The sequence below is a fragment of the Sphingobacterium olei genome (genome assembly GCF_005048855.1).
Lineage (GTDB): Bacteria > Bacteroidota > Bacteroidia > Sphingobacteriales > Sphingobacteriaceae > Sphingobacterium > Sphingobacterium olei.
This window is the reverse complement of record NZ_SUME01000003.1, coordinates 512,098-535,713: the sequence shown is the minus strand read 5'-3', so window position 1 is coordinate 535,713 and position 23,616 is coordinate 512,098. Positions and strand designations below refer to the sequence as shown.

Here is a 23,616-nt window from a genome sequence, read left to right as displayed (position 1 = left end):
CATGAACACTTTGGCATTAGCTTGGAAGAACATTACCCAACAATGGGGATCAACGCTATTAAGTATATTTTTGACTGCTTTTGGTGTATCCATATTATTAGTAATTTATATATCAGGAGACAGCTTTGAAAAACAGCTTGAAAACAACAGCAAAAACATCGATCTAGTCATCGGGGCAAAAGGAAGCCCACTACAATTAATTTTAAGCTCACTATATCATGTAGACAATCCTACGGGCAATATACCGTTGGTCGAAGCCGATAAAATTGCACAAAATCCATTTATACAACTGGCAGTACCTATATCCCTAGGCGATAATTTTAAAGGTCACCGCATTATTGGAACAGATACTTCTTTCTTATCGCTCTATGAGCTAGAGATATCAGAAGGCAAGCTTTGGAAGAAATCATTCGAAGTCGTCATTGGCCAGGAAGTGGCGCGCAAACAGCAGTTAAAAATCGGCGACCAGATCCACAGTGCCCATGGCTTATCGGCAGACGCACATGTACACGATGAACACCCTTTTACCGTTGTTGGTATCTTACAACGGTCAAATAGCGTAGTAGACAATTTGATGTTATGTAATCTAGCCAGTATTTGGGATGTGCATGGTATAGCCCACCAAGAAGATCATCAACATGAAGACGACGATCATCATGATCACGCTGAGCACGATCATGAAATACATGACCACGAGCATGAAGCGGAATCTCCTCATCACGAACATGACGATGCACACGCTGGGCACGATCACTCAGATCACAGTCACTCAGATACGGCAACATCAACAAATCCCGAACAAACAAATGCATCAGAAGAAGAGCTGGTAACCGAGAAACCGCAATCTGAAGGATTTATAAAAAGTATAGGCCAAGACATGATTGCTGATCAGGGTGTTGAAATCACCGCCCTGTTAGTCAAATATAGTTCACCAGTTGCTATTGCCACGATACCTCGATTGGTAAATCAGACCACGAACATGCAAGCTGCCTCGCCAGCGATTGAAAGCTCTCGTATTTTCTCTTTACTCGGTGTAGGTCTAGATTCCTTAGCTATTCTCGCTTATGTCATTATGATCATAGCGGGGCTCAGTGTATTTCTCAGTTTGTACAATGCATTGAAAGAACGTAAATATGATATGGCTGTCATGCGAACAATGGGGGCAACAAAAACTAAACTTTTCACCTTGGTAATAGTCGAAGGACTAGTAATTACGTTATTAGGGGGAGTAATTGGTTTATTAATGGGACATGGTATACTTTACTACATCAGCACACAGACAAGCCAAAGTGCGGATTTTATCGAAGTGTTTAAATTATATCCAAACGAAGTTCTTATTTTAGTAGCAGCCATTTTGTTAGGTGTCATCGCAGCGCTGGTTCCTGCATTCAGAGCGTACAATACGACTATTTCAAAAACTTTAGCTTCTAGATAGGGGAAGATTGTTAGATGGCTAAAAAGTTAGTTAGATAAATATGAATAAACTATTTCTTATACTGAATTTACTCTTCCTGAGCAGCGCGATTTCTAATGCGCAGATCAAAGATTATCCAAACCTCAACGTGCCGGATCACACTCCCATGATGAATAATACCTGGGAAGCAATCGACAAAATGATGTACAAAGTCACTACAGAAGGCAACAAAAAAGTATATACCCCGCATTATCCGGCAGAATTAAAAAAATTAGAGAATAAAATTGTGGACTTGCCCGGCTATATCGTGCCTTTGGTAAGTGGTCGTAATCACAGTACATTTATGCTTTCAGTATTACCCATTACACAATGTCAGTTTTGTGGCACCAACGGGATACCACCCATGGTGGAGATTTTCATGAAGAAAGGCACTATCAAGTTCACGGACGAACCTATAAAATTAAAAGGGAAGATGGTATTCAACCCCGAGCCACTAAAAGGAAATGCGGAAATTCAAATCGTAGATGCGGAACTCGTGAACTAGCGATTAAGTAAAGATATTTCTAGTACGGAGGCCAGTGCAGCAGTTTCCGTACGTAGTCTCGCCTCTCCCAATGACAAAGGCGTATATCCGACCTGCAAAGCATGTTGGATTTCGTGCTCAGAAAAGTCGCCCTCTGGGCCTATGAGAATCAAATAGTTCTTTTCTCTTGAAAAGGAGTTGGTAATGTATTTTTTATCGCCATCTCCACAATGGGCAATTGCTTTTGTAGACTGTATATCTTGTTGGCTGTCTATAAATTTAGCAAACGAAATCGCAGGGTTTATCTTGGGAAGATAAGCTTTTAGGGATTGTTTCATTGCAGCTACGGCTACTTTTTCCAACCGTTCTATCTTTACTTCTTTGCGCTCTGAATGCGCACAAATAACAGGTGTAAACTCCTGCAAACCTATTTCAGTAGCTTTCTCTAAAAACCATTCTATCCGATCTATGTTTTTTGTAGGCGCTACTGCTAGATGAAGATGATAGGCACTTGGATTATAATTTTCTTCAACGTGTATAATTCGAAGGCTTGTTCTCTTAGGATGAGCTTCAATAATTTCAGTTTTATACATCGCTCCTCTTCCATCTACCAAATGGATCATGCTTCCTGCAGAAAGGCGCAATACGCGGACGGCATGCTTACTTTCTTCTTCATTTAATAGAAAAGAGGAATGATAGGGTTGTATTTCAGGTGTATAAAAAAGATTCATCTTTCTTATTTATCATCATTGTCGTCATGACCTGTTTCGACTAAATCCAATTTCACAAACTCGATATTTTGCTGCGTTTTTTTCATGATGGTAAAGTTGTATCCAAACTCTTCAGTCGTCTCGCCCACATCTGGAATCTTATCAAATACATGACTTACCAAACCAGCAATCGTATCATAATCTGAACTTTCCGGTAATTCTATCGGGAGATGACTATTGGCATCGTGTACACTCGCTCCCGCATCTACCATATATTCCGTATCCGAAATACGTTCTACCACAGGAGTTTCTTCATCGTACTCATCCTGAATTTCGCCCACCAGTTCTTCTACAATATCTTCCAAGGTAACCATACCTGCCGTTCCGCCAAATTCATCCAGTACAAAAGCAATTTGAATGCGTTTTAATTGAAACTCAGCCATCAAATCATTGATTTTCTTCGTCTCCGGAATAAAATAAGGCTTACGCATAATATTCCTCAACACCACATCTTTACCCTTTACAATAAGTGGAAGTATATCTTTGGTATGCACTATACCTACAATCTGATCAATATTGTCGTCATAAATAGGAATACGCGAATATCCCTCTTCTGTTACGGTTTTAATAAATTCATATGCTGGGTCGTTAACTTCTACTGCAACAATCTTTGTACGGGGCACCATGATATTCTTTACGATTCGTTCATTAAAATCGAATACATTTTTAATCAGTTCATGTTCCGAATTATTCAGTGCGCCGCTTTCCCTACCTTTTTCCAATAAATACTGTAGTTCTTCAGAAGAGTGATTTGCTTCTCCAGAATGCGTTTCAATACCGATAAGTCTTAATAAAAAGTTTGCGAACCCATTCAGTAACCAAATGATTGGTCTGAAAATATAATAGAAAAACTGAAGAGGTAATGCAATCCGCATGGTCGTAGCTACAGGTTTTTGGATTGCGATGGACTTAGGAGCTAATTCACCAAATACGATATGTAAGAACGTGATGATAGAAAATGCAAGTACATGTCCGGAATACTTTGCCCACCAACCAACTAATTCAATGTTGAAGACCGCAAATATATCATGTACTATTTCCGTCATCACGCGCTCTCCCACCCAACCTAGGGCAAGGGAAGCTAAAGTAATACCCAACTGTGTAGCAGCCAGATATCCATCTAAATGCTCCGTGATATTTTTTGCTATTTTAGCAACGTTACTTCCTGACTTAGCTTGAAGCTCAATTTGAGAAGCCCTTACTTTGACAATAGCAAATTCTGCAGCAACGAAAAATCCATTTGCAAGCACCAAAAATACAGTCCAAAAAATATCAAGAGCCATTTACTCGTTATTTGTTTCCAAATTCCTTTTTATACAGTTCGATACTTTCCAATATTACATTTTGAGCATAAGAACGTCCGTATAAATTTTCAATTGTTACGTTTTTCTCCTCCAAAGCTTTGTAATCTTGAAAAAAGCGTACAATTTCTTTCATTGTATGCGGAGGAAGTTCAGATAAATCATTGATATAGTTTACTGACATATCATTCTTCGCTACTGCAATAATTTTATCATCCTGTTCACCGCCATCAATCATATGCATTACCCCAATTACCTTGGCTTCAATTAAACTCATTGGATACACATCCACCGAACATAACACTAAAATATCTAATGGATCTTTATCATCACAATATGTTTGAGGAATGAATCCGTAATTAGCGGGGTACATAACAGATGAAAATAAAACTCTATCTAATTTGATTAAACCACTATCTTTATCGATTTCGTATTTCGCTTTTGAACCTTTAGGAATTTCTATAATAGCATTTACAGAATTTGGCAAGTCCTCACCGGGAGAAACTTGATGCCAAGGATGTTGTGTACTCATTAATTTGTTACTGTTTGTTATGTTTATTTTTTTTTCTGTTTTTAAGCCATCTTTTTAGCAGCGCTATTGCTATAGGTAAAAATGCTATGACAATTAGACCTACAATTATGTATTCGACATAGTCTATTATCCAAGGAAATTGAACCCCTAGAAAATAGCCTGTAAGCGTCAATAAAGAAACCCACAAAATTGCACCTATTATATTGAATAGCACAAATTTTCGAAAATTTAGTTTGACAACTCCTGCGAATATTGGCGCAAATGTACGAATAATCGGGACAAACCTACCAATAATCAAGGCAGTTCCGCCATATTTTTGATAGAATTCTTCGGCCATAATAACATATTTCCTTTTGAAGAGAAAGGAATCCTGTCGTTTGAAGAGCATAGGGCCTGTTCGATAGCCAAACCAATACCCTACAAAGTTACCAAATATACCTGCAGCTAATATTCCGAAGTACATGGTCGTAATGGTAACGTCGATTTTTCCTAATGCACAAAACAAACCTGCAAGAAACAATAAATAGTCACCAGGAAGGAAAAATCCAAAAAACAAACCGGTCTCAGCAAATACAATCAGACAAACGATGTAAATTCCACCATGACTTAATAAGTACTCGGGATCCATCAATTGCTGAAAGGACATTAAGAATTCTTGCATATTTATTTTTTAAATTCTCGAATAGTTGATTTCAAACTTAATTTGAATTTGTAACACGAGCGATAGATTCACGGATATCTTCTGCAATCTTATTCATTTCATCCGCTGGTAAAGAAAGTTTTGGTTTTTCGAAATTCATATCATGTACATGATTTAAGGGAATCAAATGTATATGAGCGTGCGCTACTTCCAAGCCGACCACTGCAATACCTACTTTGCGACAAGGAAATATATTTTTTATGCCTTGAGAAACAATTTTAGCGAAAATCCACATCCCAACATACCCCTCATCCTCCATATCAAAAATATAGTCCGTCTCCTTCTTCGGGATTACTAGAACGTGTCCTCTCGTCAAAGGATTGACATCCAAAAAAGCTAAATAATCATTGCTCTCCGCGACCTTATAAGCTGGGATCTCTCCCGAAATAATTTTTGAAAAAATGGTAGACATATATCTAACAATATTAAAATAAGTAACAAATATAGCAAAAAGATACTAGCAAAAAGATACGAACGAAAAAGGAGCTCTATCTTTTAGAGCTCCTTTTTCGTTATTAGTGAGCGGTTATGGCAATACCGCTCATAACCTAATATTATACTATCTTGAAATTTCTAATACTTCCAACTCTATTTCACCGGCGGGTACGGCTACTTTGGCGACATCGCCGACTGAAAGACCCAATAATCCTTGTGCAATAGGTGATTTCACAGAAATCTTTCCTGATTTCAAATCCGCTTCCGTTTCTGAAACCAATTGATAGGTCATCTCTGCGCCATTTTTCTTGTTTTTAAGTTTTACAATAGAAAGGGCTAAAACTTTTGATGTATCCAGTGTCGATTCATCAATTAGTCGAGCACTTGACAACACCTCTTCTAACTTAGCGATTTTGGCTTCATGCAAACCTTGTGCTTCTTTAGCTGCATCATACTCTGCATTCTCTGATAAATCACCTTTGTCACGTGCCTCAGCAATTGCATTCGCTATTTTCAGCCTGCCCTCAGTTTTCAAATACTGAACTTCTTCCTTCAGCTTTGCCAATCCTTCTTCTGTGTAATAAGTTACTTCTGCCATAATATTAATTTAACCTAGTTATTTTACAATTTATTTAAAAAAAAGAAACAAGACCACGTTATCCTCTGAAGGACAATATGGTCTTGCTCTCTTTACGAAGATAGAAAAGTTCTTTTACATTTCCAAACTTAAATAAATCATTCTTCGTCAACGAATTTATAACCTAATCCTCTTACCGTTTGCAGGTACATAGGTTTATCCGGATTATGTTCTATTTTTTTTCGTAAACGCACAACATGCATATCCAACGTACGGGTATTCACATTAGAGCTGTAGCCCCACACTACTTCCATCAACTCTTCGCGTGTTATTTCTTTCCCCATATTCTGAAGGAAGTGCAACAAAATTCGATTTTCCAATATGGTAAGTTCGATTTTCTTACCATCTCTTAGCAGCGAATGGATTTGTGGATGATGCTCGGTACTCCCAAAGTTGTAGATATCTTTGCTGCTTTTCGGCACGAAAAAGCGCACCTTGTTCTCAATCATAGCAACTAGGACATCCATATTAAATGGTTTAGTGATATAATCGGTAACACCGTAGCTATAGGCGTCGATTTTATCCACATCCTGGGATTTGGCGGTCATCATGATAATGATCTTCTCAAACCCTGCTTTACGCACAGCTTCACATACTTCGATTCCCTCCTTCCCCGGAAGCATCCAGTCCAAAAGTACTATATCAGGCTGTTCTTCTAGAATCATCTTTTCGGCTTCCAAGCCATTGCCGCTCTGAATGACATTATAATTCTCAGTTTGCAACCTATGACTGACCAAAAATCTTAAATTTTCGTCGTCTTCTATGACCGCCACTGTAATATCTCTATCCATAAATTAAAGTTTTTTAACATCTAATGGAAACGTAAGTGTAAAAATCGTACCAATACCAAGTTGGCTCTCTACTTTTATTTCTCCACCCATAAATTCAGTTATCTCTTTACAAAAAGCTAAACCTAAACCAATGCTTCCTTGTTGATTGAATTGGTTCTTTACACGGTAAAATTTCTTAAAAATACTATTAAATTCCTTTTTATCAATACCAATTCCTTTATCTTCAAAGGTAATAACAAAATTTTTCTTGTTTTGTTGAACCACAACTTCCAAAACTTTCCGATCGACCGGCGAATACTTATACGCATTGTCGATTAAATTCTGAAATACACTATTCAGCAATACCGGATCAGCATACAATTCGCTTTCTACCTCAATGGAATAATTAAGCTTTAAATCCGAATATTTTAATTTAAATGCATCGAACACACGCTCACAAAATTCCTTCACATCGATATACTCGCCATTGAATTTCATCGACTTATTTTCTATCTGTGCAAAGGAAAGGAGTTTATTCATCAAACTATTCAATTTATCGGCTTCCTGATCCAATATTCGTCCGTACATTTCCCGCTCCTTGACCGAAAGGTTTTCAGCACTCTTAATGTTGTTGCCTGCGATCTTAATTACGCTAACCGGTGTTTTAAACTCATGGGTTAGATTATTGATAAAATCGTACTGAAGCTGATACAGCTTACTGTTAATCATCACATTGCGATATATCAAATATCCAATCGACAACATAATAAGGTATAAAGCGGATAAAGCCGCTATTACCGGAAAAAAGCGCTTATTCACCTCTCTTCGGATATATTCACGAGACGTATCAAACTGCAATTTATAATCCGACAGTGCACCAGGCAATGGAAGTTCTGTACTGAGATAGGGCTCACTTTCCATCACACCTTGTTCTACGATAGGCTTTATATAAATATCTTCATATAGGTTTGGATACTTATTTACAATTTTAATTTTCGTTGGATTAATGGAGAACACAAACATATCCTGCTCGTACGTGCTTTTAGGTAAGTTTGCCTCTCCCATCATTGCTTTGTAAGCGACCAGATCCGAAATTCGTGGGATATTCATATACGTAATTTTACCTGGCTGTACGGAATAAAACACTTTATAGATTTCATTATCTGTAAGGCGGATAGAATCGGTAACCCGATCTAAATAGCCAACAAGTTTTAATACCATATTATTAAATTCGTCTGAATAGCTACGGTACTCATCTATATTCTGACGTTCGCTGATAAGCTTGTTATCTTTATTCAGGTAATAATCATAGCTCGATTTTGAAGAGATCACCAAATTATTAAATTTCACTCCCTTGGTCAGCGAATCTTTATTTGTGAAGATAATATCGAAGAACACTATTTTATCGACGAACGGAAATTGGCGTAAAACCGAACTAGATAACCCGGAAGCCTGAGTGGAATCAATATATCCTTGAAAATAAGAAACCTCCGGTATTTTTGTACTGAAAAACTCATTAAAGGGTTTAATGGATTCGTCAAATACTTCTACTTTACGATTGTTGAAATCGGTCTCCACAAAATTGACCGTCATGTTACGGGCTAGAAAACCTGACACAACAAACAATGTCGTCACCAACAGCAAAAATGCAAGTAGCAATCCAAGATTTTTCCGATATCTAAAATCGAATTTATTCATTTAATTTAGATATGTAGCTAAAAATGCTTCCACTTCTTGGTAGTATTGAATTATATTTTCCTCTTTTCTAAAGCGCTTACCCTCTTCCTCTTTATAAATATAACGAACAGGCACATCTCTATTTTTTACTTTTTGAACAAATTGATTAGCATCCGTCACACTACTATGCCTATCTTTTCCACCTTGAAAAAACAAAATTGGAATGTTGACCTTTTCAGCGTGAAATAAAGGTGAGATCGCTTTAAATAGTTCATATTCGCGCGTGGGATGACCAATGATCTGATGGTATAACTTAAGATACTGTTGGTAATACGGCGGTATTTCTTTAAAATAGGTAAATAAATTGGTATATCCCGAGGAAGAAATAGCGCATTTATAGAGTGTAGGATTAAAGCAGGCTGCGTATAATGCGGAATATCCCCCAAATCCAGACCCCATAATTGCTATACGGTCTTTGTCTGCAATACCTTGATGGATAAGCCAAGTTACGCCATCCGATATATCATTTTGAATCTCGCCCCCCCATTGTTTAAATCCCGCGGTAAAAAATTCTTTTCCAAATCCCGTTGACCCCCTATAATTTACCTGAAAAACAGCATATCCTCTATTCGCCAAAAATTGAGCTTCGGCATTAAACCCCCAAACATCTCTCCGATTTGGACCATCATGTACCAAAACAACAATAGGATATGATTTTTGTGCTTTTAATGGATAAGTCAGATAACCCTTTATTGTTCTACCATCTCTCGAATTAAAAGCAACTTCTTCCATTTTTCCGAAAGATCTTTCCGTCAACTTTGGATTTTGGGTAGTCAGCTCTACGATCTTGTCTTTATCCGCATGATAGTAATAGATGCTTCCTGGATTACGATCTGTATATGTCTTAAAAATAAGTGTATTGAACATAGAGTCAACGTCCAATATGTCTATACTGTAGTCGTCAAACTTCTTTTGGATACGATGGTAGATCCGCGCTAGCTTGGGATTGTGAACAGTGACTTTCTTATGGTTTTTATAAACAGCGCTAAATAGAGGTTCTTGGTTAGAAAAAAAATACCCTTCTCTATTGACATCCGCGTCTTTATCTTCGAATATAACTTTTGTTTCCTTACCATGTTGAATCTCCATCTCTACCAAAGCAAGCTTATCTCGTCCCAGATTGGATAGGGCATACATACTGTTTGCATTTCCTTTTACAGGACCTAAAGGAAAAACCGTTGATTCAAAGTCAGTTTTGATTACACTGTTAAAGGGCATTCCTTCTTCCGTACGATGCCAAAAGGTCTCTTCCACACTGTCGCTACTCATCACCAACCGAACCTTGCCGTCATTTGACGCAAACCACGACGAAAAATTTCCTGGATTCTGATCGATCAATGTGGATCCTGCTCCGTCCAATCGAATACGGTATAAGTCAAAAACGGAAGAATCCCTTTTATTCATCAAAGCCAAGATCGTACCGTCGAAAGAACGCGTGGTATTGAGCCATCGAATTCGATGGTCATCAACGGGGATCAACAGCTTTGAAAGCTCATATCTGACATCTATGGTGTACAAACGTAGGCTATCTTCAAAGGACTGCGAATTAGAATAAACAATAGAATCATTGGTTGTCCAGAAAAAATACTGCACATTCATATTATCCTGATAGGTGAGTTGTTTGGAAGAATCGGGGTTTACGATATCCAAAACAAAAATATTCCGACAATGATCTTCCAATCCCAGATAAGCAATCTTACTTCCGTCTGGCGAAAGCTTAAAGTTCGTTTTCTCGGATTTCTCAAAAAAATCGGGTATAGGAATCGTACTTTGCTGAGCACCTCCACAGGAGCACAGGAAAAATAACATATAAATATTAAGCTTATTAATCAACCACATCTTAAATACCTCGTATCCCCAAATATTAGAAAATTTTAACACTTCTCTTGCATTGCAACCTTAATTTTACAGCAATCTATCTTATAAAGATAAAAAACAGGAAATCCAGATGTAAAAAATATTGTAATTTTACGCAATGTACTTATACAATATTTCCATTATCGTAGATGACGAAAATCATCAACAGTTAATAAACTGGGTAAAAACAACTTGGCTTTCGAAAGTCGAAAATGAGGTGAATTTTTTAAAAATGCTAGATACACCGCACGAAGGTTGGACCTACTGTGTACAAATTATTACCGATAATAAGCAAGCTATTCATTCTTTCCAAAAAGACCACGTATCGTTACTTCAAGAACACATCGCGTTAAACTATTTAGAAAAAGCGTTTATATTCGATAGTATTATGGAATATATCGTCGGTAGCAGCGAAAGCAATTAAAATAGAAGTCAATATTAATGTTGGAACGGAGACACTCTTTCTTCTTTGTTACGGTATTTTTTATACCACAACACACCAACGCCAGCGCCTACAATAAAAGGAATCGATAACAGGAACAAAATACCATCATTTAGCCCTTTGCCTTGTGTGTTTTCACCCTGTGTGCTATTTTCCGCATTCAGCGAACACATGGCACATTGTGCAACCGCTGTATTCGGCTGAATAGTTATTGCAAAATAAACTAAAAGAAGAACTAATAATATCGATCCCTTCATGATACAAACTTACAAATTAAAACTCAATTGGTATTACAAACTAGTTTTTAAAAGGACATCGAATTTCTCCCAAAAACCATCTATTGGCAATGGCGCTGTTAACGTGACGGACTCTTCTTTTATCGGATGAACAAATTCCAACGACCTAGAGTGCAAACAAATGGTACGACGACTACTGCCTCGAGGGTACCCATATTTGTTGTCTCCGACAATAGGGCATCCCATATAGGCTAGCTGACATCGAATTTGGTGCGTACGGCCGGTAAGTGGTTTTACTTCCAATAAATAATACCCGTCTAAGTGCCCGACAATCCGATAATCCAACTCTGCATAAGTTCCATTTTTCACTTCACGATCATACGCTTTGGTAATCATTTTTTTACGATCCCGGAGCAACCAATTGGTCAGCTTACCGGAGATTCGCTCTGGCTTATTCTTCACTAACGCCAAATAGGTCTTTTCTATTTTCCTATCGTGAAAAAGACGGTTCATGCGATCCAGTCCTTTACTTGTTTTGGCCAGCAAAATCATTCCACTAACAGGACGGTCTAAGCGGTGAATAACCCCGACAAAAGCTTCATTCGGTTTGCTATATTTAATCTTTAGATACTCTTTTACCATTTCTTCGAGCGATTTATCGCCAGAAGGATCTACCTGCACAATATCACCACCCCGTTTATTGACAGCGATATAATGGTTATCTTCAAATAAGATGTCTTTGTCGGTAATTTTTTCCATCGCCTCCATGCCGCTACTTCCCTTCCTGCAGACTATCTAGCTGCTTTGCTTCCTCCTTTGCTTTTTTCTTAAAGAATCCTCTTAGCAAAAAGTTACTTTGTAAGGCTTCCATATTCTGATCTAGCTTTTGCGTGCTCAGATTCAAATTTCTTAAAATTTGCTTGATTTCATCGGCGGCAGCAGGATCATTTGTCAACACACCAATTGCATTATCCGGACTATTTAACCTTGCCGAGGTTTCATTTAGGTTATTCATCAAAGCTGTTGCGGTCTGTGTAACACCTTGTAGTTGAGCAGCGGACTCCCTTAGACTTGCAAACACTTCGGTATCCGTTGTCAAATCATGGATTAAGCCTTCGTTATTGTTAAGCTTTTTCGTCAAGACGGCCAAGTTTGCAGAGGCTTGACTGGCATCAGACATTACTTTATTCAAACTATTGAGTGACCCAGCTAAAGATGCAGTAATAGTTGAATCGGTAAGTAAAGCGCCTACAACCCCTTTTCCCTCGACCATATCTTTGGATATCAATGCAAAGTTTTTAGTGATTTCAACTAAATTCTCATTGTTGGTCTGCAATGTAGCGAACATCGCTTCCGTATCGGTTCCTTTTCCCGAATCAATAACATCACCATTTTTTATTGGAGATGCTTCGTTAGACCCGCCAATAAGATTTACAATAGCATTACCGATTAAACCATCCGAACCCAATTTAGCGACAACATCTTCACGGATAAATTGACTTGATTTTTCTTCAATATGCATTACAACTTTCACATCGTCGATGCTCTGAAATTTAATCTCCTTCACAATACCGACTTTCACACCTGAAAACCATACGTTATTTCCGACCTTCAGTCCCTTCACATCATGAAAATAGGTTGTAACGACTAAATTCTTACTAAATTTATTTTGCTGCGTCCCTAAAACAAGTATTCCTGCCACTAGTATAACTAATCCTAATAACACAAATAAACCTACTGTTATAGACCGCCTTTTTTCGCTTGTACTCATATATTTATTTTAGACAATAAAATTATAATCATAAAATGGTTTAACACGTTCATCCTCCGTGTCAAAAATTTGTTCAAATGTACCCTGCCGTTCAAATTTTCCATCAAGCAACATAACCATACGGTCTCCTACCATCTTTGCGCACGCTAAATCATGGGTGATGATGATGGAAGATGTTTTATATCGCTCTTGCACCTCATTGATTAATGAATTAATATCCAGACAGGTGATCGGATCCAAACCAGCAGTGGGTTCATCGTATAGCATAATATCCGGCCGTAGAATTAAGGTACGTGCAATACCAATACGTTTGCGTTGTCCTCCCGAAAGCTCTGAGGGCATTTGGTTGATCGCTTGTGAAAGCCCGACGCCTTCCAACACCTCCTCGACTTCCTTATTAATTTCTGCCCGCGTCAAATTTCGCTTATTTCTGACCAACGGAAATTCAAGGTTTTCACGAACAGTCATACTATCATAGAGTGCACTATTTTGGAACGAGAATCCGATACGTTGACGGAGCGTTCTTAACTCCCGTTCATCCAATTTATTAACCAGCTCCCCCAATACCATAAGATCGCCTTGATCGGGTTTCAAAAGACCCGAGATCAATTTAATCAACACAGACTTTCCGGTTCCAGATCGACCCAGTACGACCAGGTTTTCGCCATTATAAAGCTTCAAATCTACGTCACGGAGAACATGCAAATCGCCAAACGATTTACTGACCTTATCCACATGGATGACTACATCTTCGAAGTTTATGTTTTTAATCGCCTTTTCCATGGTTTAAAAGAAAGATAAAACTTGTACAATTAGTAGCTCTTCAATGAAAACCAAAAACATGGAGGATACAACTGCGGAATTCGCTGCTTTACCAACACCCTCGGTTCCTTTAGAAGAATAATAGCCGACATAACAACTTGCAAAACCGATTGTAAAACCAAATACGACTGCCCGTATTACCATCGCAAAGACATCTTTAACGGCTATCGATTCAAAAACCTGGTTAAAGAAGCTCAAAATACTGATATCATCCTTGGCTATAATACTGAGGTATCCACCAAATAACCCAATACCTGCAACATAAAAACATAGTACAGGGATCATAGTGGTGGTTGCAATAATCCGACTTACAATTAAAAATTTGGTTGGATTGGTACCAGACACTTCCATGGCGTCTATCTGTTCCGTCACATTCATCGAGCTGAGCTCTGCTCCGATTTGAGAGCCGACCTTTCCAGAAGCAATCAACGCCGTCACTAAAGGAGCCAGCGCTCTTACAATAGCAATTGAAATCAAAGAAGGCAACCACGAGGTCGCCCCAAATTCTTCCAAGGAAGGACGTGATTGTTTAGTAAATACAAAACCAACGATAAATCCAGTCAAACTGATCAGTGGAAACGACTTCCAACCAATTTCATAACATTGCCTTATGATCTCTTTAAATTCAAAGGGAGGAGTAACCAATTCACGTAGAAATCGAATAAAAAAACGATGTATTCTCGCGAATTCAATAAGTAGACTTTCTATTTTCCTTCCCATTAATTTTCTGGAGTTAGTATTTTAACCAAATTAATCACACAAAGTTTGGGCAAATGTACAAACTTTTTATTTTCTTAATCGTTTGTCTACGATTAAATACTATAAGAATATCAGCAAAAGGTAAATTTTTTTGTGATTTCATAAAAAAAATTAAGAATCCCTTAAATAATTTCGCTTCCCTATACATCGATAAATAACCTCATTAAACCTTCTCTAGCCTTTTACCGTCTTACTAAAAAACAGAGGCTATCATTCATTTAAATAAAGGATATTATGAACACTCGGACAACAATACAGCGGATTCTAGTAATCGTGTTCTTATTAACAGGCGTCTTCTCCTTTAATACCAAAGCACAGGGAAACGGAGCAATGTCGTTAGACGTATTTTACAACGAATTATCGCCATATGGATACTGGGACAATGATCCATCGTACGGAGATATCTGGTTTCCCGATGCCGGCTCTGACTTCCGTCCTTATAGCTCCAATGGGTATTGGTCGATGACCGAATATGGCAATACGTGGGTCTCCAACTATCCGTGGGGATGGGCTCCTTTCCATTATGGTAGATGGGTATATACGAATTACAGAGGTTGGGGATGGATACCCGGATACGAATGGGGACCGGCTTGGGTAGACTGGCGTTCTGGAGATGGGTATTATGGGTGGGCTCCGATGGCACCGCGTGTCAATGTAAGTGTATCTATTGGGTTGCCGATCAATTTATGGATATTTGCACCTACGCGCCATATTTTTGCCAGAGACGTACATAGATACTGTTACCCAGGAAGATCCAACTTCTTTAACAGAACAACTATCATACACAACACCTATGTCGTTAACAACCGTCACTACTATGGCGGACCTTCACGTAGAGATTTAGAACGCAGGTTGGGACAACGTGTTACTGTAAGAAATCTACGTCATTCCGATCGTCCGGGAGCTTCACGCGCTGACAGTCGTTCGGTTTCTATCTACAGACCTGAACATGACAAGAATAGAAACACGCGTACTTCATCACGTAGCAACACTGTTGATCGAGATAATAACCGTCGTCCGGTAGCAAATACTTCCCGCAGCACCAGCCGTAACAATGCAGGAGGACGAATAGAAAATAGTAGAAACACGAATCGTCAAGATGCATCCGTCGGTCGCACTAACAACTCCAGAACGAACAATGGTCGTGAGATGAGGATAGACCGTAATGGGAACGCGACAATTACAAACGGGAACAACCGCACATCTACTAGTACTAAAAGTCAGGCTACACAAAACGCCGCCCGGCCGAATCGTACGAATGGAAATGTAAGTCGTAATACCACGATCCAAAACCAACAAAGGGAAAACAACAGGGCCGAAAGGAACACTGCTGCCCCTCAGCGCGAAAGCCAGCAAAAAGCTACACCACCGGCTCAGCGTCAGCAACAACAAAGGGAACAACGCAGTCAGCCGCGTACCCAACAGTCTGCGCCACAACGCGTGCAACAGGCAAGTGTACGTGAATCGCGTCCGGCAGCCAGCTCCAGAGTGGAGAGAAGTTCGGCGCCAAGCCGTCAAGCGTCCGCTTCATCTGCCAATCGCGGCAGTAGCAATAGCAACGAAAAAAGCAGTGGACGAGGAAGCCGCTAATAGTATATTTTTCTAAGTTTAATTGACTCGAAAGCGGGCTGGATGTAATCTAGCTCGCTCTTTTTATTATGTATATTATTATTCTTTAATATATCTTTTAAATGGTATTCACAAGCGCTTCGCTGTTTGACTTTTAATGGTGATAGGGAAATAATCGGTATTATTATCTAAGTTTGTAGGCAATTTAATTCGTGAATAAAAGAAGTATAATAAAGCTTATATGGCAAAATTCAGTTCTATCTTAGATAATGACTTTTATAAATTCACAATGCAGTATGCGGTCGTGAAATTGTTTCCTAAAGCAAAAGCAAAATACCAATTCATCAATCGAGGGGAGCACAAATTCCCTTCTGGCTTTGATGTACAGCTTCGCAAGGCAATAGACGATATGGCACTTCTTATGTTGAGCCGATCTGAAAAAGAGTTTTTTGCCCAAACCTGTCCCTACATTGATCCTACGTATTTTGATTTTTTGCAGGGGTATCGATACAATCCTGATGAAGTCATCATTATGCAAGATGGAAGCAAGCTTACCGTGGAGATCGAGGGTTACTGGTACCGAACAATTCTTTGGGAAGTTCCTATTCTTTCGTTGATAAGCGAATTGTACTACGAAACCACAGGTGCAATACGTGTGTCGGATGAAAAAGTCGTACGCATCGTAGACAATAAAATGGATAAATACGACAAGCTCAACATCACGATTGCCGACTTCGGAACCCGTCGTCGCCACTCCTATGATGTGCATGACCTAGTTATAAAAACCCTAAAAAACCACCCCTCTAGTACCTTTATCGGAACCAGCAATATTCATCTTGCGATGAAGTACCAAACAAAGCCCATTGGCACCCATGCGCACGAATGGTTTATGTTTCATGCGGCCAAATACGGTTATAAAATGGCGAATCTGTTAGGACTGGAAAATTGGGCAAATGTATATCGTGGAGATCTAGGAATTGCGCTATCCGATACGTATACCACCGAAGCATTCTTCAAACAATTTGACAAAAAACTCACTAAACTTTTTGATGGCGTCCGTCACGATAGTGGAGATGCCATAGCATTTGCTCAAAAAACAATAGATCATTATGTCAGTAAAGGAATAGATCCTTTGTCCAAAACCATTATTTTTTCAGATGGGTTAGACTATAACAAAGTAGAGAAGATTGTGAAATATTGTTCCGACAAGATCGGTCATTCATTTGGTATTGGGACTGATTTCACTAATGATGTTGGGTTAGGACGCATGAATATTGTATTAAAAATGACTGAGGCCCTCCCCGACGAAGGTGAATGGACTCCGGTTATCAAATTATCTGACGAACCATTTAAGCATACGGGAGATCTAGCCGAAATTGAAATGGCAAAAAAATACCTTCAAATTGGCGAACATGTCTAGAGATGTATACGGAGAAGCTTTATTCGATTTCCATACGAATGGAGAATTAAAAAAACCGCTTTTACTACATAGCAGCTATGGCGACATCGAGGATATGCCTATTGAAGTTTTTTATCGAGATGAAGAGGACTTCCCTGAACTTGAGTTTATCGCCTTATCGCTCTGCGATGGCAAGGTATTGGATGTCGGTGCAGGAGTTGGATCCCATGCTTTATATCTTCAAGAAAAGAATTTTGACGTTACGGCATTGGAAGTTTCCGCTACTGCCTGCAATATCATGCGCGAACGCGGCGTACAACATATACTGCAGGAAGATTTTTTTCGATTAAAAAACCAACAGTTTGATACCTTGCTCTTCTTAATGAATGGAATAGGGCTTGCCGGTACGACAGACGGTTTTCGGGACTTGCTGCAACACAGCAAATCATTATTAAGCGAAAAAGGCCAATTGCTGTTTGATAGTTCAGATATCTCCTACCTTTACGAAGAGTACCGCATTCAACGGCCAGTTCACTATTTTGGTGAAATAAATTATCAATACGAATACAACGGAAATAAAGGCGAACCTTTTAAATGGTTATACCTCGATCAAAAGATGCTTGTCGAGATCGCCAGAGCGGAGAACTGGGTTGTTCAAATTCTCTTCGAAGATGATAATGACCAGTATCTAGTAAGGATGGAACCGAGGAAATAAATGATTAGGGAAGCCTTCAAGGGCTCCCCTAATCATCTATCTCAATCAATATATTCAAAACCTACATACGGCACCAGTACTTCAGGTATTTTGATCCCATTATCAGTTTGGTTGTTTTCTAGTAAGGTCGCTACAATACGTGGCAAAGCCAGTGCTGATCCATTCAAAGTATGAGCCAATTGCATTTTTCCTTCTGCATTTTTAAAACGCACTTTTAGACGATTAGACTGATAGGTTTCAAAATTAGAAACAGAAGAAACTTCCAACCAACGCTTTTGTGCGGTACTGTAGGTTTCCATATCGTAAGTCAAAGCGGATGCAAAGCTCATATCCCCCCCACAAAGACGCAAGACACGATACGGCAATTCCAACTTTTGCAATAAAGACTGCACATACTGGCTCATCTCTTCCACTACTTCGTATGATTTATCCGGATGAACGATCTGTACCACTTCCACCTTGTCAAATTGGTGTAAACGATTTAAACCACGTACATGGGCACCATACGATCCTGCTTCACGACGGAAACAAGGTGTATATCCACAGTGTTTGATCGGAAAATCTTCTTCCTTAACAATCACATCGCGATAGATATTCGTAATAGGCACCTCTGCTGTAGGAATTAAATACAGATCATCTTGCGTAACATGATACATCTGGCCTTCTTTATCCGGTAATTGCCCCGTGGCATAGGCAGATGCTTCGTTCACGACAATAGGTACCTGCACCTCTTTGAAACCTACTTTTTCCGCTTCGTCCAAAAAGAAATTAATTAAACCGCGTTGTAAGCGGGCGCCCTTTCCTTTATAAACCGGAAATCCTGCTCCCGCCACTTTTGTTCCCAATTCAAAATCGATAATATCATATTTTGCGGCCAATTCCCAATGCGGAAGTGCATCTTCTGTTAACTCCGGAATCGCACCGTGCTCAAAAACGGTTTCATTATCCTCCGCTGCTACTCCCCCTGGCACAGAAGTGTGAGGTAGATTGGGCAAATGAAGCAATTTATCATTTAATTCCTTTTCCTTGCTTTCCAGATCAGCCAACAAATTCTTTATCTGCTCTTTATATCCCGACGATTTCGATTTCACGGCCTCAGCTTCTTCCTTCTTACCTTGGCGCATCAATTCCCCAATTTGCTTAGCGGAAGAATTGGCCTCTGCTGATAATGCGTCTGATTCACTTTGAATCTTGCGACGTTGTTCATCCAATAAGATGATTTCGTCGACCAAATTCAAATCCTTGAAATTCTTAACGCCTAATCTTTCGATTACCGTATCCCTGTTCTCACGGATATAATTTAATTGCAACATAAATATTTATTTTTAATAGGCACAAAGATAATGAAAAGCGGGGTGTTGCATCATATAATCGACACTATTTTATTACCTTTGACTATGCTATACTTAGTTCCCACTCCTATCGGTAATTTGGAAGACATGACGTTTCGCGCCATACGTGTACTGAAAGAATCAGATTTGATCTTGGCCGAGGATACACGCACAAGTGCGCCGTTATTAAAACATTTTGGTATAGATAAAAAAGTATTTGCACATCATCAGCACAATGAACATAAAGCGGTGTCCGAAATTATCCGGTTTTTAAAAGAAGGCCAACAGATCGCATTGATCTCGGATGCTGGTACACCCGCTATATCAGATCCGGGTTTTTTATTGGTACGGGCGGCCATAAAAGAAGGTATCAACGTGCAATGCCTGCCCGGAGCAACAGCTTTTGTTCCTGCACTAGTCAACTCAGGTCTACCCAACGACAAGTTTTGCTTCGAAGGATTCTTGCCCGTAAAAAAAGGTCGTCAGACCCGAATGAAACTGCTTGCAGCGGAAAAACGGACCATGATATTCTATGAATCTCCACACCGCCTGCTCAAAACTATTGACGAATTTATACAATACTTCGGAGCAGACAGGCAGGCTTCTATATCGCGGGAATTGAGCAAACTGTACGAAGAAAATGTGCGTGGCACACTTGACGAGTTAAAAAACCATTTTGAAAACAACCCCATCAAAGGCGAATTTGTATTTTGTGTAGCCGGCACCGAGATGGAGCAAAAAGACAACGAACAAGTATTAAGGAACAAAGATTAATTTAATTTACTTTCAATGGTTAGGCGTTATTTCTACTCAATTTACTCAGCAACTCCGTAGGAGCAAGTCCATATTGCTTTTTGAAGGCAGCAGAAAAATGTGACAGATTCTCGAAGCCTGTTTCATAACAAACATCTATCGGCTTTTTCTTCTTCTCTACAAACTGATAGTGTGCCAGCGCCAATCGCTTTTGCGTAAGCCATCGTTGTGGGGTAGTATCGAATGCTTTATTAAAGTCTCTTTTAAAGGTCGTAAGGCTACGACCAGTCAGATAACTAAATCTCTCTAACGGTAAATTGAATATAAAGTTCTTTTCCATATAGTCTGCCAGGTCGATTTTACCTGGTTCTTCAAAATTTGCCAGCACCTGGTCTATTTCTTTATCCATAGTTCTAAGGATACTGATCGCTTCAGTGATTTTCAGAGACGCTATATCTTCGGGAAGATCCGTCAATTCAAAATAAGGAATCAATGAAGCCAAACAACTTTCCAGTAAAGGATGGTTATTGAAACAGTAAATTTTCGGAGTTTTCAACCCCTTGGACTTTACGTTCAAGTTTTTATAAAAGTCCCTAAGTCTTTCTACCGACAAGTGCATGACGACCGTTTTATGGGGTTGTCCATCTTTGGGATAATTGATAATTGTGGCCAGCTGATTTCTGGGAATTAGAAAAATATCACCTTTTTTGAAGAAATAAGTAGCATCGGCCTGCACAATTTTTGTTTCCCCAGAAATGAACCACACCAACATATGCTGATCGAACATAATATCTGACTTAAAAAACTTATCTTCATAGTAGGAAAGCTTGATATCTTCCGTTATATATTTTGCTTGATATTCCATTATTTTGTTTGAGTTTATTACGCATACACGTTGTACATTTTGAATAAATATCGCCATTAATGTTGAGCGGAGTCGAACCGAGCTTGTAAGCCCATCGAAGATAAACATTTCCATACATGGCTTTAGATCCATATCTACCGACAGGAAGGGATCTAAAGCCTCAAGATAACATATTTAGAAGTATAATGCACAGCAGGTTACGCATTGTTTATTCCATTCAATAATACAAAAAATATGGGATGTAAGTAAAGTAGGACCTTAATCAATCTGAAACGCTATACCTGTCGCCTCTTCACTCCATGTCCACAATCGCTTTGCATTGGCCTCATCCAATGAATAAGACATTACGCCACCGTTCGTGTTCGACGATTCCGTAGCCAATTCGGCTATATCCCCATCTTCACAATACACCCCTCCTATATGGGCGAGTGCTGGACTGACCGCACACCAGACCGTCGTGGCCGCTCCCTGAGGAATGGTTTTCAGTGAAGCAAGTACTTCCGGCAACAGGTTCCCCTCGGCATCACAGAATCCCATTTGTTGAAATAGTTCCAATGGTGCTTCCCTACCTAGTTCGGTACCTCCAATAGAGCCCGGATGCAAGGAATAGGCTCTTATATTAAATACCTTAGCACGGTTGTCTAACTCAAGGGAAAATAAGTTGCCGGCAGTTTTTGACTGACCATAAGCCTGCAATGTTTTGTATTCGCGATGTTGGAAATTGGGATCATCGAAATCGAAAGCACCGAAGTGATGTCCGTGAGATGATACGTTGATAACTCTTGCACCATCAGCTTTTTTAAGGGCGGGCCATAACCTTGCTGTAAGCTGAAATTGTGCTAAATAATTGGTGGCTAGCTGCGATTCAATACCACGACTATCCCTCCGTAATGGAACCCACATAATACCCGCATTATTGATCAGAACATGAAGTGGTCTGCCTGACGCCAGAAATTTTTCGGCGAAGGCGTCAATGGAACTCGGATCCATCAAATCCATCGCTTCCAGCTCGACATGGTCAATGCCTTGCAGGTTTTTCTTTGCCTTTTCAATATCTCGGGCAGGAACTATTACTGTCGCTCCTGCTGCAGCTAGCGTTTTGGAGGTTTCCAAGCCGATGCCTGTATTACCTCCTGTTACGATGGCAATTTTCCCCGTAAGGTTTATACCACTGATAACATCATTTGTAGTTGATGTAGCGTTGAATCCAGATCCTACTGATTTTTGCAACGCTCCCTGATAATTGTTTTGTTTCATTTTAGTAACTATTAATTGTTATTGTTAATACAAAGTTAGCTACGACGTCTCTTGACAGGTTTGTTTAAACGTCCGAATACACTTTGTTTAAACGTCCTATGATCGACTACCCCGGGTGGATCCTTCATTTCGACGCGTAGATTCATGCTCGTCTCTGGGATCTTTAAAAAAGATAGGCGAACATTGAAATCCACGTCGCGGTTTCACAATTATATCTTAACTTAGTACTAAATTTGTTCAACAGATAAACGACAGCGATTAAATAAAATGAGCATAGACAAATACATACAGGACGGTCAAGACCCGAAGGTCATCGAGAGAATATATACCAAGATCATCGACATGTTAACGCATGGCGAATCGATTAACTACATCGCTTTGCAAAAAAAACCTGCGGTGACGTTACTCCCAGATAGCATCACTATTAGCAACAAACGTATCTTTCTATGTGAGTTTACTAAACTTGGGTTAGCAACTAATTTTGAAATTTTTTCATGGAAAGACATTAAAGATATTGCATTTAAAGAAGAGATTTTTGGTTCCAAGGTCACCGTTATTCCGTTTACCGGGGAAAATCTCAGCATAGATTACATTCCTAAAATACAAGCGCGTAAGCTGTATCAGTTAATTAAAGATGCATTGGAAAGCATTAAAAGTCAGGCTGAAAAAAGTACACCTCTTGAAAAAGATCCCTCTTCCTCGCCTACAGAACCTGCACAGGCTAGGCCATTCCGTACGGATCCTGTAGAAAATGAAGCGAACGTACAGAGACCTCCTATTCCGGCACCTGCTCCTAAAATTATAGCGGAACAGGATAAAACAGCGACCGATAGTACAAACAGCTTCTCTGCTCCGGCGCAAACGGTTCCTCCAACAACAGCTCCGAAGCCAGAAGAAGAGGATGAATTAACCTCGAAATTAAAGAAGCTGAAAACACTGTACGACAAACAGCTAATTACACAAGCGGAATACGAAAGTAAGAAAGCAGAAATACTTTCGAAATTATAACAGAACGAAAGCT

25 protein-coding genes are annotated in these 23,616 nt (G+C 39.3%); 8 read left to right on the top strand and 17 right to left on the bottom strand.

The window, feature by feature from the left end; translation table 11 throughout:
• Position 1: 1 nt before the first annotated feature.
• Positions 2–1,435, top strand: a complete 1,434-nt coding sequence (locus tag FAZ15_RS09590; protein ID WP_136901084.1) for an ABC transporter permease — start codon at positions 2–4, stop codon at positions 1,433–1,435.
• Positions 1,436–1,475: 40 nt separating this feature from the next.
• Entirely contained in the window at positions 1,476–1,958 is a 483-nt protein-coding gene (locus FAZ15_RS09585; protein WP_136901083.1) for a hypothetical protein, read from the top strand.
• Here the strand turns inward: FAZ15_RS09585 and FAZ15_RS09580 are convergent.
• The 9 genes from FAZ15_RS09580 to FAZ15_RS09540 all read right to left on the bottom strand — a co-directional run bounded on the left by FAZ15_RS09580 (position 1,955) and on the right by FAZ15_RS09540 (position 10,628).
• Complete coding sequence (locus FAZ15_RS09580; protein WP_136901082.1) at positions 1,955–2,668, bottom strand: 16S rRNA (uracil(1498)-N(3))-methyltransferase; 714 nt, start codon at positions 2,666–2,668, stop codon at positions 1,955–1,957. The genes FAZ15_RS09585 and FAZ15_RS09580 overlap by 4 nt on opposite strands.
• Positions 2,669–2,673: 5 nt before the next feature.
• A complete protein-coding gene (locus FAZ15_RS09575; RefSeq protein WP_136901081.1) occupies positions 2,674–3,990 on the bottom strand; it encodes a hemolysin family protein in 1,317 nt (438 codons plus the stop codon).
• 7 nt (positions 3,991–3,997) lie between these two features.
• Complete coding sequence (locus FAZ15_RS09570) at positions 3,998–4,540, bottom strand: inorganic diphosphatase (RefSeq protein WP_136901080.1); 543 nt, start codon at positions 4,538–4,540, stop codon at positions 3,998–4,000.
• Between the two features lie 7 nt (positions 4,541–4,547).
• Complete coding sequence (locus FAZ15_RS09565) at positions 4,548–5,201, bottom strand: DedA family protein (protein WP_136901079.1); 654 nt, start codon at positions 5,199–5,201, stop codon at positions 4,548–4,550.
• 37 nt (positions 5,202–5,238) lie between these two features.
• Positions 5,239–5,652 (bottom strand): HIT family protein, encoded by a 414-nt coding sequence (locus tag FAZ15_RS09560; RefSeq protein WP_136901078.1) that lies wholly within the window; start codon positions 5,650–5,652, stop codon positions 5,239–5,241.
• 147 nt (positions 5,653–5,799) lie between these two features.
• Positions 5,800–6,273: a transcription elongation factor GreA gene (greA, locus tag FAZ15_RS09555; protein WP_136901077.1), complete on the bottom strand. Its 474-nt coding sequence runs from the start codon at positions 6,271–6,273 to the stop codon at positions 5,800–5,802.
• A 137-nt stretch (positions 6,274–6,410) separates the two neighbouring features.
• Positions 6,411–7,103, bottom strand: a complete 693-nt coding sequence (locus tag FAZ15_RS09550) for a response regulator transcription factor (RefSeq protein WP_136901076.1) — start codon at positions 7,101–7,103, stop codon at positions 6,411–6,413.
• A gap of 3 nt (positions 7,104–7,106) precedes the next feature.
• Positions 7,107–8,780, bottom strand: a complete 1,674-nt coding sequence (locus FAZ15_RS09545) for a sensor histidine kinase (protein WP_136901075.1) — start codon at positions 8,778–8,780, stop codon at positions 7,107–7,109.
• Positions 8,781–10,628: a S9 family peptidase gene (locus tag FAZ15_RS09540; RefSeq protein WP_162304911.1), complete on the bottom strand. Its 1,848-nt coding sequence runs from the start codon at positions 10,626–10,628 to the stop codon at positions 8,781–8,783.
• A gap of 166 nt (positions 10,629–10,794) precedes the next feature.
• Between FAZ15_RS09540 and FAZ15_RS09535 the strand changes: the two genes are divergently transcribed.
• Positions 10,795–11,100, top strand: coding sequence for a DUF4286 family protein (locus FAZ15_RS09535; protein ID WP_136901073.1), 306 nt, complete (start codon positions 10,795–10,797; stop codon positions 11,098–11,100).
• Positions 11,101–11,114: 14 nt separating this feature from the next.
• Here the strand turns inward: FAZ15_RS09535 and FAZ15_RS09530 are convergent, their stop codons facing one another.
• From FAZ15_RS09530 to FAZ15_RS09510, 5 genes are read right to left on the bottom strand one after another with little or no spacing between them, the layout of a single operon-like run.
• Positions 11,115–11,375: a hypothetical protein gene (locus FAZ15_RS09530; protein WP_136819874.1), complete on the bottom strand. Its 261-nt coding sequence runs from the start codon at positions 11,373–11,375 to the stop codon at positions 11,115–11,117.
• Positions 11,376–11,408: 33 nt separating this feature from the next.
• Positions 11,409–12,113 (bottom strand): RluA family pseudouridine synthase, encoded by a 705-nt coding sequence (locus FAZ15_RS09525; RefSeq protein ID WP_136901072.1) that lies wholly within the window; start codon positions 12,111–12,113, stop codon positions 11,409–11,411.
• A gap of 13 nt (positions 12,114–12,126) precedes the next feature.
• Entirely contained in the window at positions 12,127–13,125 is a 999-nt protein-coding gene (locus tag FAZ15_RS09520; protein ID WP_136901071.1) for an MlaD family protein, read from the bottom strand.
• Positions 13,126–13,134: 9 nt separating this feature from the next.
• Positions 13,135–13,908 carry an ABC transporter ATP-binding protein gene (locus tag FAZ15_RS09515; protein WP_136901070.1) on the bottom strand — a complete coding sequence of 258 codons (774 nt, stop codon included), beginning with the start codon at positions 13,906–13,908 and terminating at the stop codon, positions 13,135–13,137.
• 3 nt (positions 13,909–13,911) lie between these two features.
• The gene (locus FAZ15_RS09510; protein WP_136819870.1) at positions 13,912–14,667 is read right to left on the bottom strand and encodes an MlaE family ABC transporter permease; all 756 of its coding nucleotides are present in this window, start codon (positions 14,665–14,667) and stop codon (positions 13,912–13,914) included.
• 273 nt (positions 14,668–14,940) lie between these two features.
• Here FAZ15_RS09510 and FAZ15_RS09505 point away from each other — a divergent pair, with 273 nt between their 5' ends.
• The 3 genes from FAZ15_RS09505 to FAZ15_RS09495 all read left to right on the top strand — a co-directional run bounded on the left by FAZ15_RS09505 (position 14,941) and on the right by FAZ15_RS09495 (position 18,389).
• Complete coding sequence (locus FAZ15_RS09505) at positions 14,941–16,296, top strand: DUF6600 domain-containing protein (protein ID WP_136901069.1); 1,356 nt, start codon at positions 14,941–14,943, stop codon at positions 16,294–16,296.
• 220 nt (positions 16,297–16,516) lie between these two features.
• Positions 16,517–17,695, top strand: a complete 1,179-nt coding sequence (gene pncB, locus FAZ15_RS09500; RefSeq protein WP_136901068.1) for a nicotinate phosphoribosyltransferase — start codon at positions 16,517–16,519, stop codon at positions 17,693–17,695.
• Complete coding sequence (locus FAZ15_RS09495) at positions 17,688–18,389, top strand: class I SAM-dependent methyltransferase (RefSeq protein WP_136901067.1); 702 nt, start codon at positions 17,688–17,690, stop codon at positions 18,387–18,389. Before pncB ends, FAZ15_RS09495 begins: the two co-directional genes overlap by 8 nt.
• A gap of 41 nt (positions 18,390–18,430) precedes the next feature.
• Here the strand turns inward: FAZ15_RS09495 and serS are convergent, their stop codons facing one another.
• On the bottom strand, positions 18,431–19,702 hold the full coding sequence (gene serS / locus FAZ15_RS09490) for a serine--tRNA ligase (RefSeq protein WP_136901066.1): 1,272 nt from the start codon (positions 19,700–19,702) through the stop codon (positions 18,431–18,433).
• A gap of 84 nt (positions 19,703–19,786) precedes the next feature.
• Between serS and rsmI the strand changes: the two genes are divergently transcribed.
• The gene (gene rsmI / locus FAZ15_RS09485; RefSeq protein ID WP_202912355.1) at positions 19,787–20,494 is read left to right on the top strand and encodes a 16S rRNA (cytidine(1402)-2'-O)-methyltransferase; all 708 of its coding nucleotides are present in this window, start codon (positions 19,787–19,789) and stop codon (positions 20,492–20,494) included.
• 19 nt (positions 20,495–20,513) lie between these two features.
• Here rsmI and FAZ15_RS09480 read toward each other — a convergent pair whose 3' ends face one another.
• Positions 20,514–21,338, bottom strand: a complete 825-nt coding sequence (locus FAZ15_RS09480) for a helix-turn-helix domain-containing protein (RefSeq protein ID WP_136901064.1) — start codon at positions 21,336–21,338, stop codon at positions 20,514–20,516.
• 258 nt (positions 21,339–21,596) lie between these two features.
• Positions 21,597–22,595, bottom strand: a complete 999-nt coding sequence (locus FAZ15_RS09475) for an SDR family NAD(P)-dependent oxidoreductase (protein WP_136901063.1) — start codon at positions 22,593–22,595, stop codon at positions 21,597–21,599.
• A 267-nt stretch (positions 22,596–22,862) separates the two neighbouring features.
• Between FAZ15_RS09475 and FAZ15_RS09470 the strand changes: the two genes are divergently transcribed.
• Complete coding sequence (locus FAZ15_RS09470) at positions 22,863–23,603, top strand: PH domain-containing protein (RefSeq protein WP_136901062.1); 741 nt, start codon at positions 22,863–22,865, stop codon at positions 23,601–23,603.
• Positions 23,604–23,616: the final 13 nt, after the last annotated feature.

Coding starts and splice junctions, on each gene's coding strand:
- FAZ15_RS09590 (WP_136901084.1), top strand. CDS start 2: ATGAACACTTTGGCATTAGCTTGGAAGAACATTACCCAACAATGGGGA.
- FAZ15_RS09585 (WP_136901083.1), top strand. CDS start 1,476: ATGAATAAACTATTTCTTATACTGAATTTACTCTTCCTGAGCAGCGCG.
- FAZ15_RS09580 (WP_136901082.1), bottom strand. CDS start 2,668: ATGAATCTTTTTTATACACCTGAAATACAACCCTATCATTCCTCTTTT.
- FAZ15_RS09575 (WP_136901081.1), bottom strand. CDS start 3,990: ATGGCTCTTGATATTTTTTGGACTGTATTTTTGGTGCTTGCAAATGGA.
- FAZ15_RS09570 (WP_136901080.1), bottom strand. CDS start 4,540: ATGAGTACACAACATCCTTGGCATCAAGTTTCTCCCGGTGAGGACTTG.
- FAZ15_RS09565 (WP_136901079.1), bottom strand. CDS start 5,201: ATGCAAGAATTCTTAATGTCCTTTCAGCAATTGATGGATCCCGAGTAC.
- FAZ15_RS09560 (WP_136901078.1), bottom strand. CDS start 5,652: ATGTCTACCATTTTTTCAAAAATTATTTCGGGAGAGATCCCAGCTTAT.
- greA (WP_136901077.1), bottom strand. CDS start 6,273: ATGGCAGAAGTAACTTATTACACAGAAGAAGGATTGGCAAAGCTGAAG.
- FAZ15_RS09550 (WP_136901076.1), bottom strand. CDS start 7,103: ATGGATAGAGATATTACAGTGGCGGTCATAGAAGACGACGAAAATTTA.
- FAZ15_RS09545 (WP_136901075.1), bottom strand. CDS start 8,780: ATGAATAAATTCGATTTTAGATATCGGAAAAATCTTGGATTGCTACTT.
- FAZ15_RS09540 (WP_162304911.1), bottom strand. CDS start 10,628: ATGTTATTTTTCCTGTGCTCCTGTGGAGGTGCTCAGCAAAGTACGATT.
- FAZ15_RS09535 (WP_136901073.1), top strand. CDS start 10,795: ATGTACTTATACAATATTTCCATTATCGTAGATGACGAAAATCATCAA.
- FAZ15_RS09530 (WP_136819874.1), bottom strand. CDS start 11,375: ATGAAGGGATCGATATTATTAGTTCTTCTTTTAGTTTATTTTGCAATA.
- FAZ15_RS09525 (WP_136901072.1), bottom strand. CDS start 12,113: ATGGAAAAAATTACCGACAAAGACATCTTATTTGAAGATAACCATTAT.
- FAZ15_RS09520 (WP_136901071.1), bottom strand. CDS start 13,125: ATGAGTACAAGCGAAAAAAGGCGGTCTATAACAGTAGGTTTATTTGTG.
- FAZ15_RS09515 (WP_136901070.1), bottom strand. CDS start 13,908: ATGGAAAAGGCGATTAAAAACATAAACTTCGAAGATGTAGTCATCCAT.
- FAZ15_RS09510 (WP_136819870.1), bottom strand. CDS start 14,667: ATGGGAAGGAAAATAGAAAGTCTACTTATTGAATTCGCGAGAATACAT.
- FAZ15_RS09505 (WP_136901069.1), top strand. CDS start 14,941: ATGAACACTCGGACAACAATACAGCGGATTCTAGTAATCGTGTTCTTA.
- pncB (WP_136901068.1), top strand. CDS start 16,517: ATGGCAAAATTCAGTTCTATCTTAGATAATGACTTTTATAAATTCACA.
- FAZ15_RS09495 (WP_136901067.1), top strand. CDS start 17,688: ATGTCTAGAGATGTATACGGAGAAGCTTTATTCGATTTCCATACGAAT.
- serS (WP_136901066.1), bottom strand. CDS start 19,702: ATGTTGCAATTAAATTATATCCGTGAGAACAGGGATACGGTAATCGAA.
- rsmI (WP_202912355.1), top strand. CDS start 19,787: ATGCTATACTTAGTTCCCACTCCTATCGGTAATTTGGAAGACATGACG.
- FAZ15_RS09480 (WP_136901064.1), bottom strand. CDS start 21,338: ATGGAATATCAAGCAAAATATATAACGGAAGATATCAAGCTTTCCTAC.
- FAZ15_RS09475 (WP_136901063.1), bottom strand. CDS start 22,595: ATGAAACAAAACAATTATCAGGGAGCGTTGCAAAAATCAGTAGGATCT.
- FAZ15_RS09470 (WP_136901062.1), top strand. CDS start 22,863: ATGAGCATAGACAAATACATACAGGACGGTCAAGACCCGAAGGTCATC.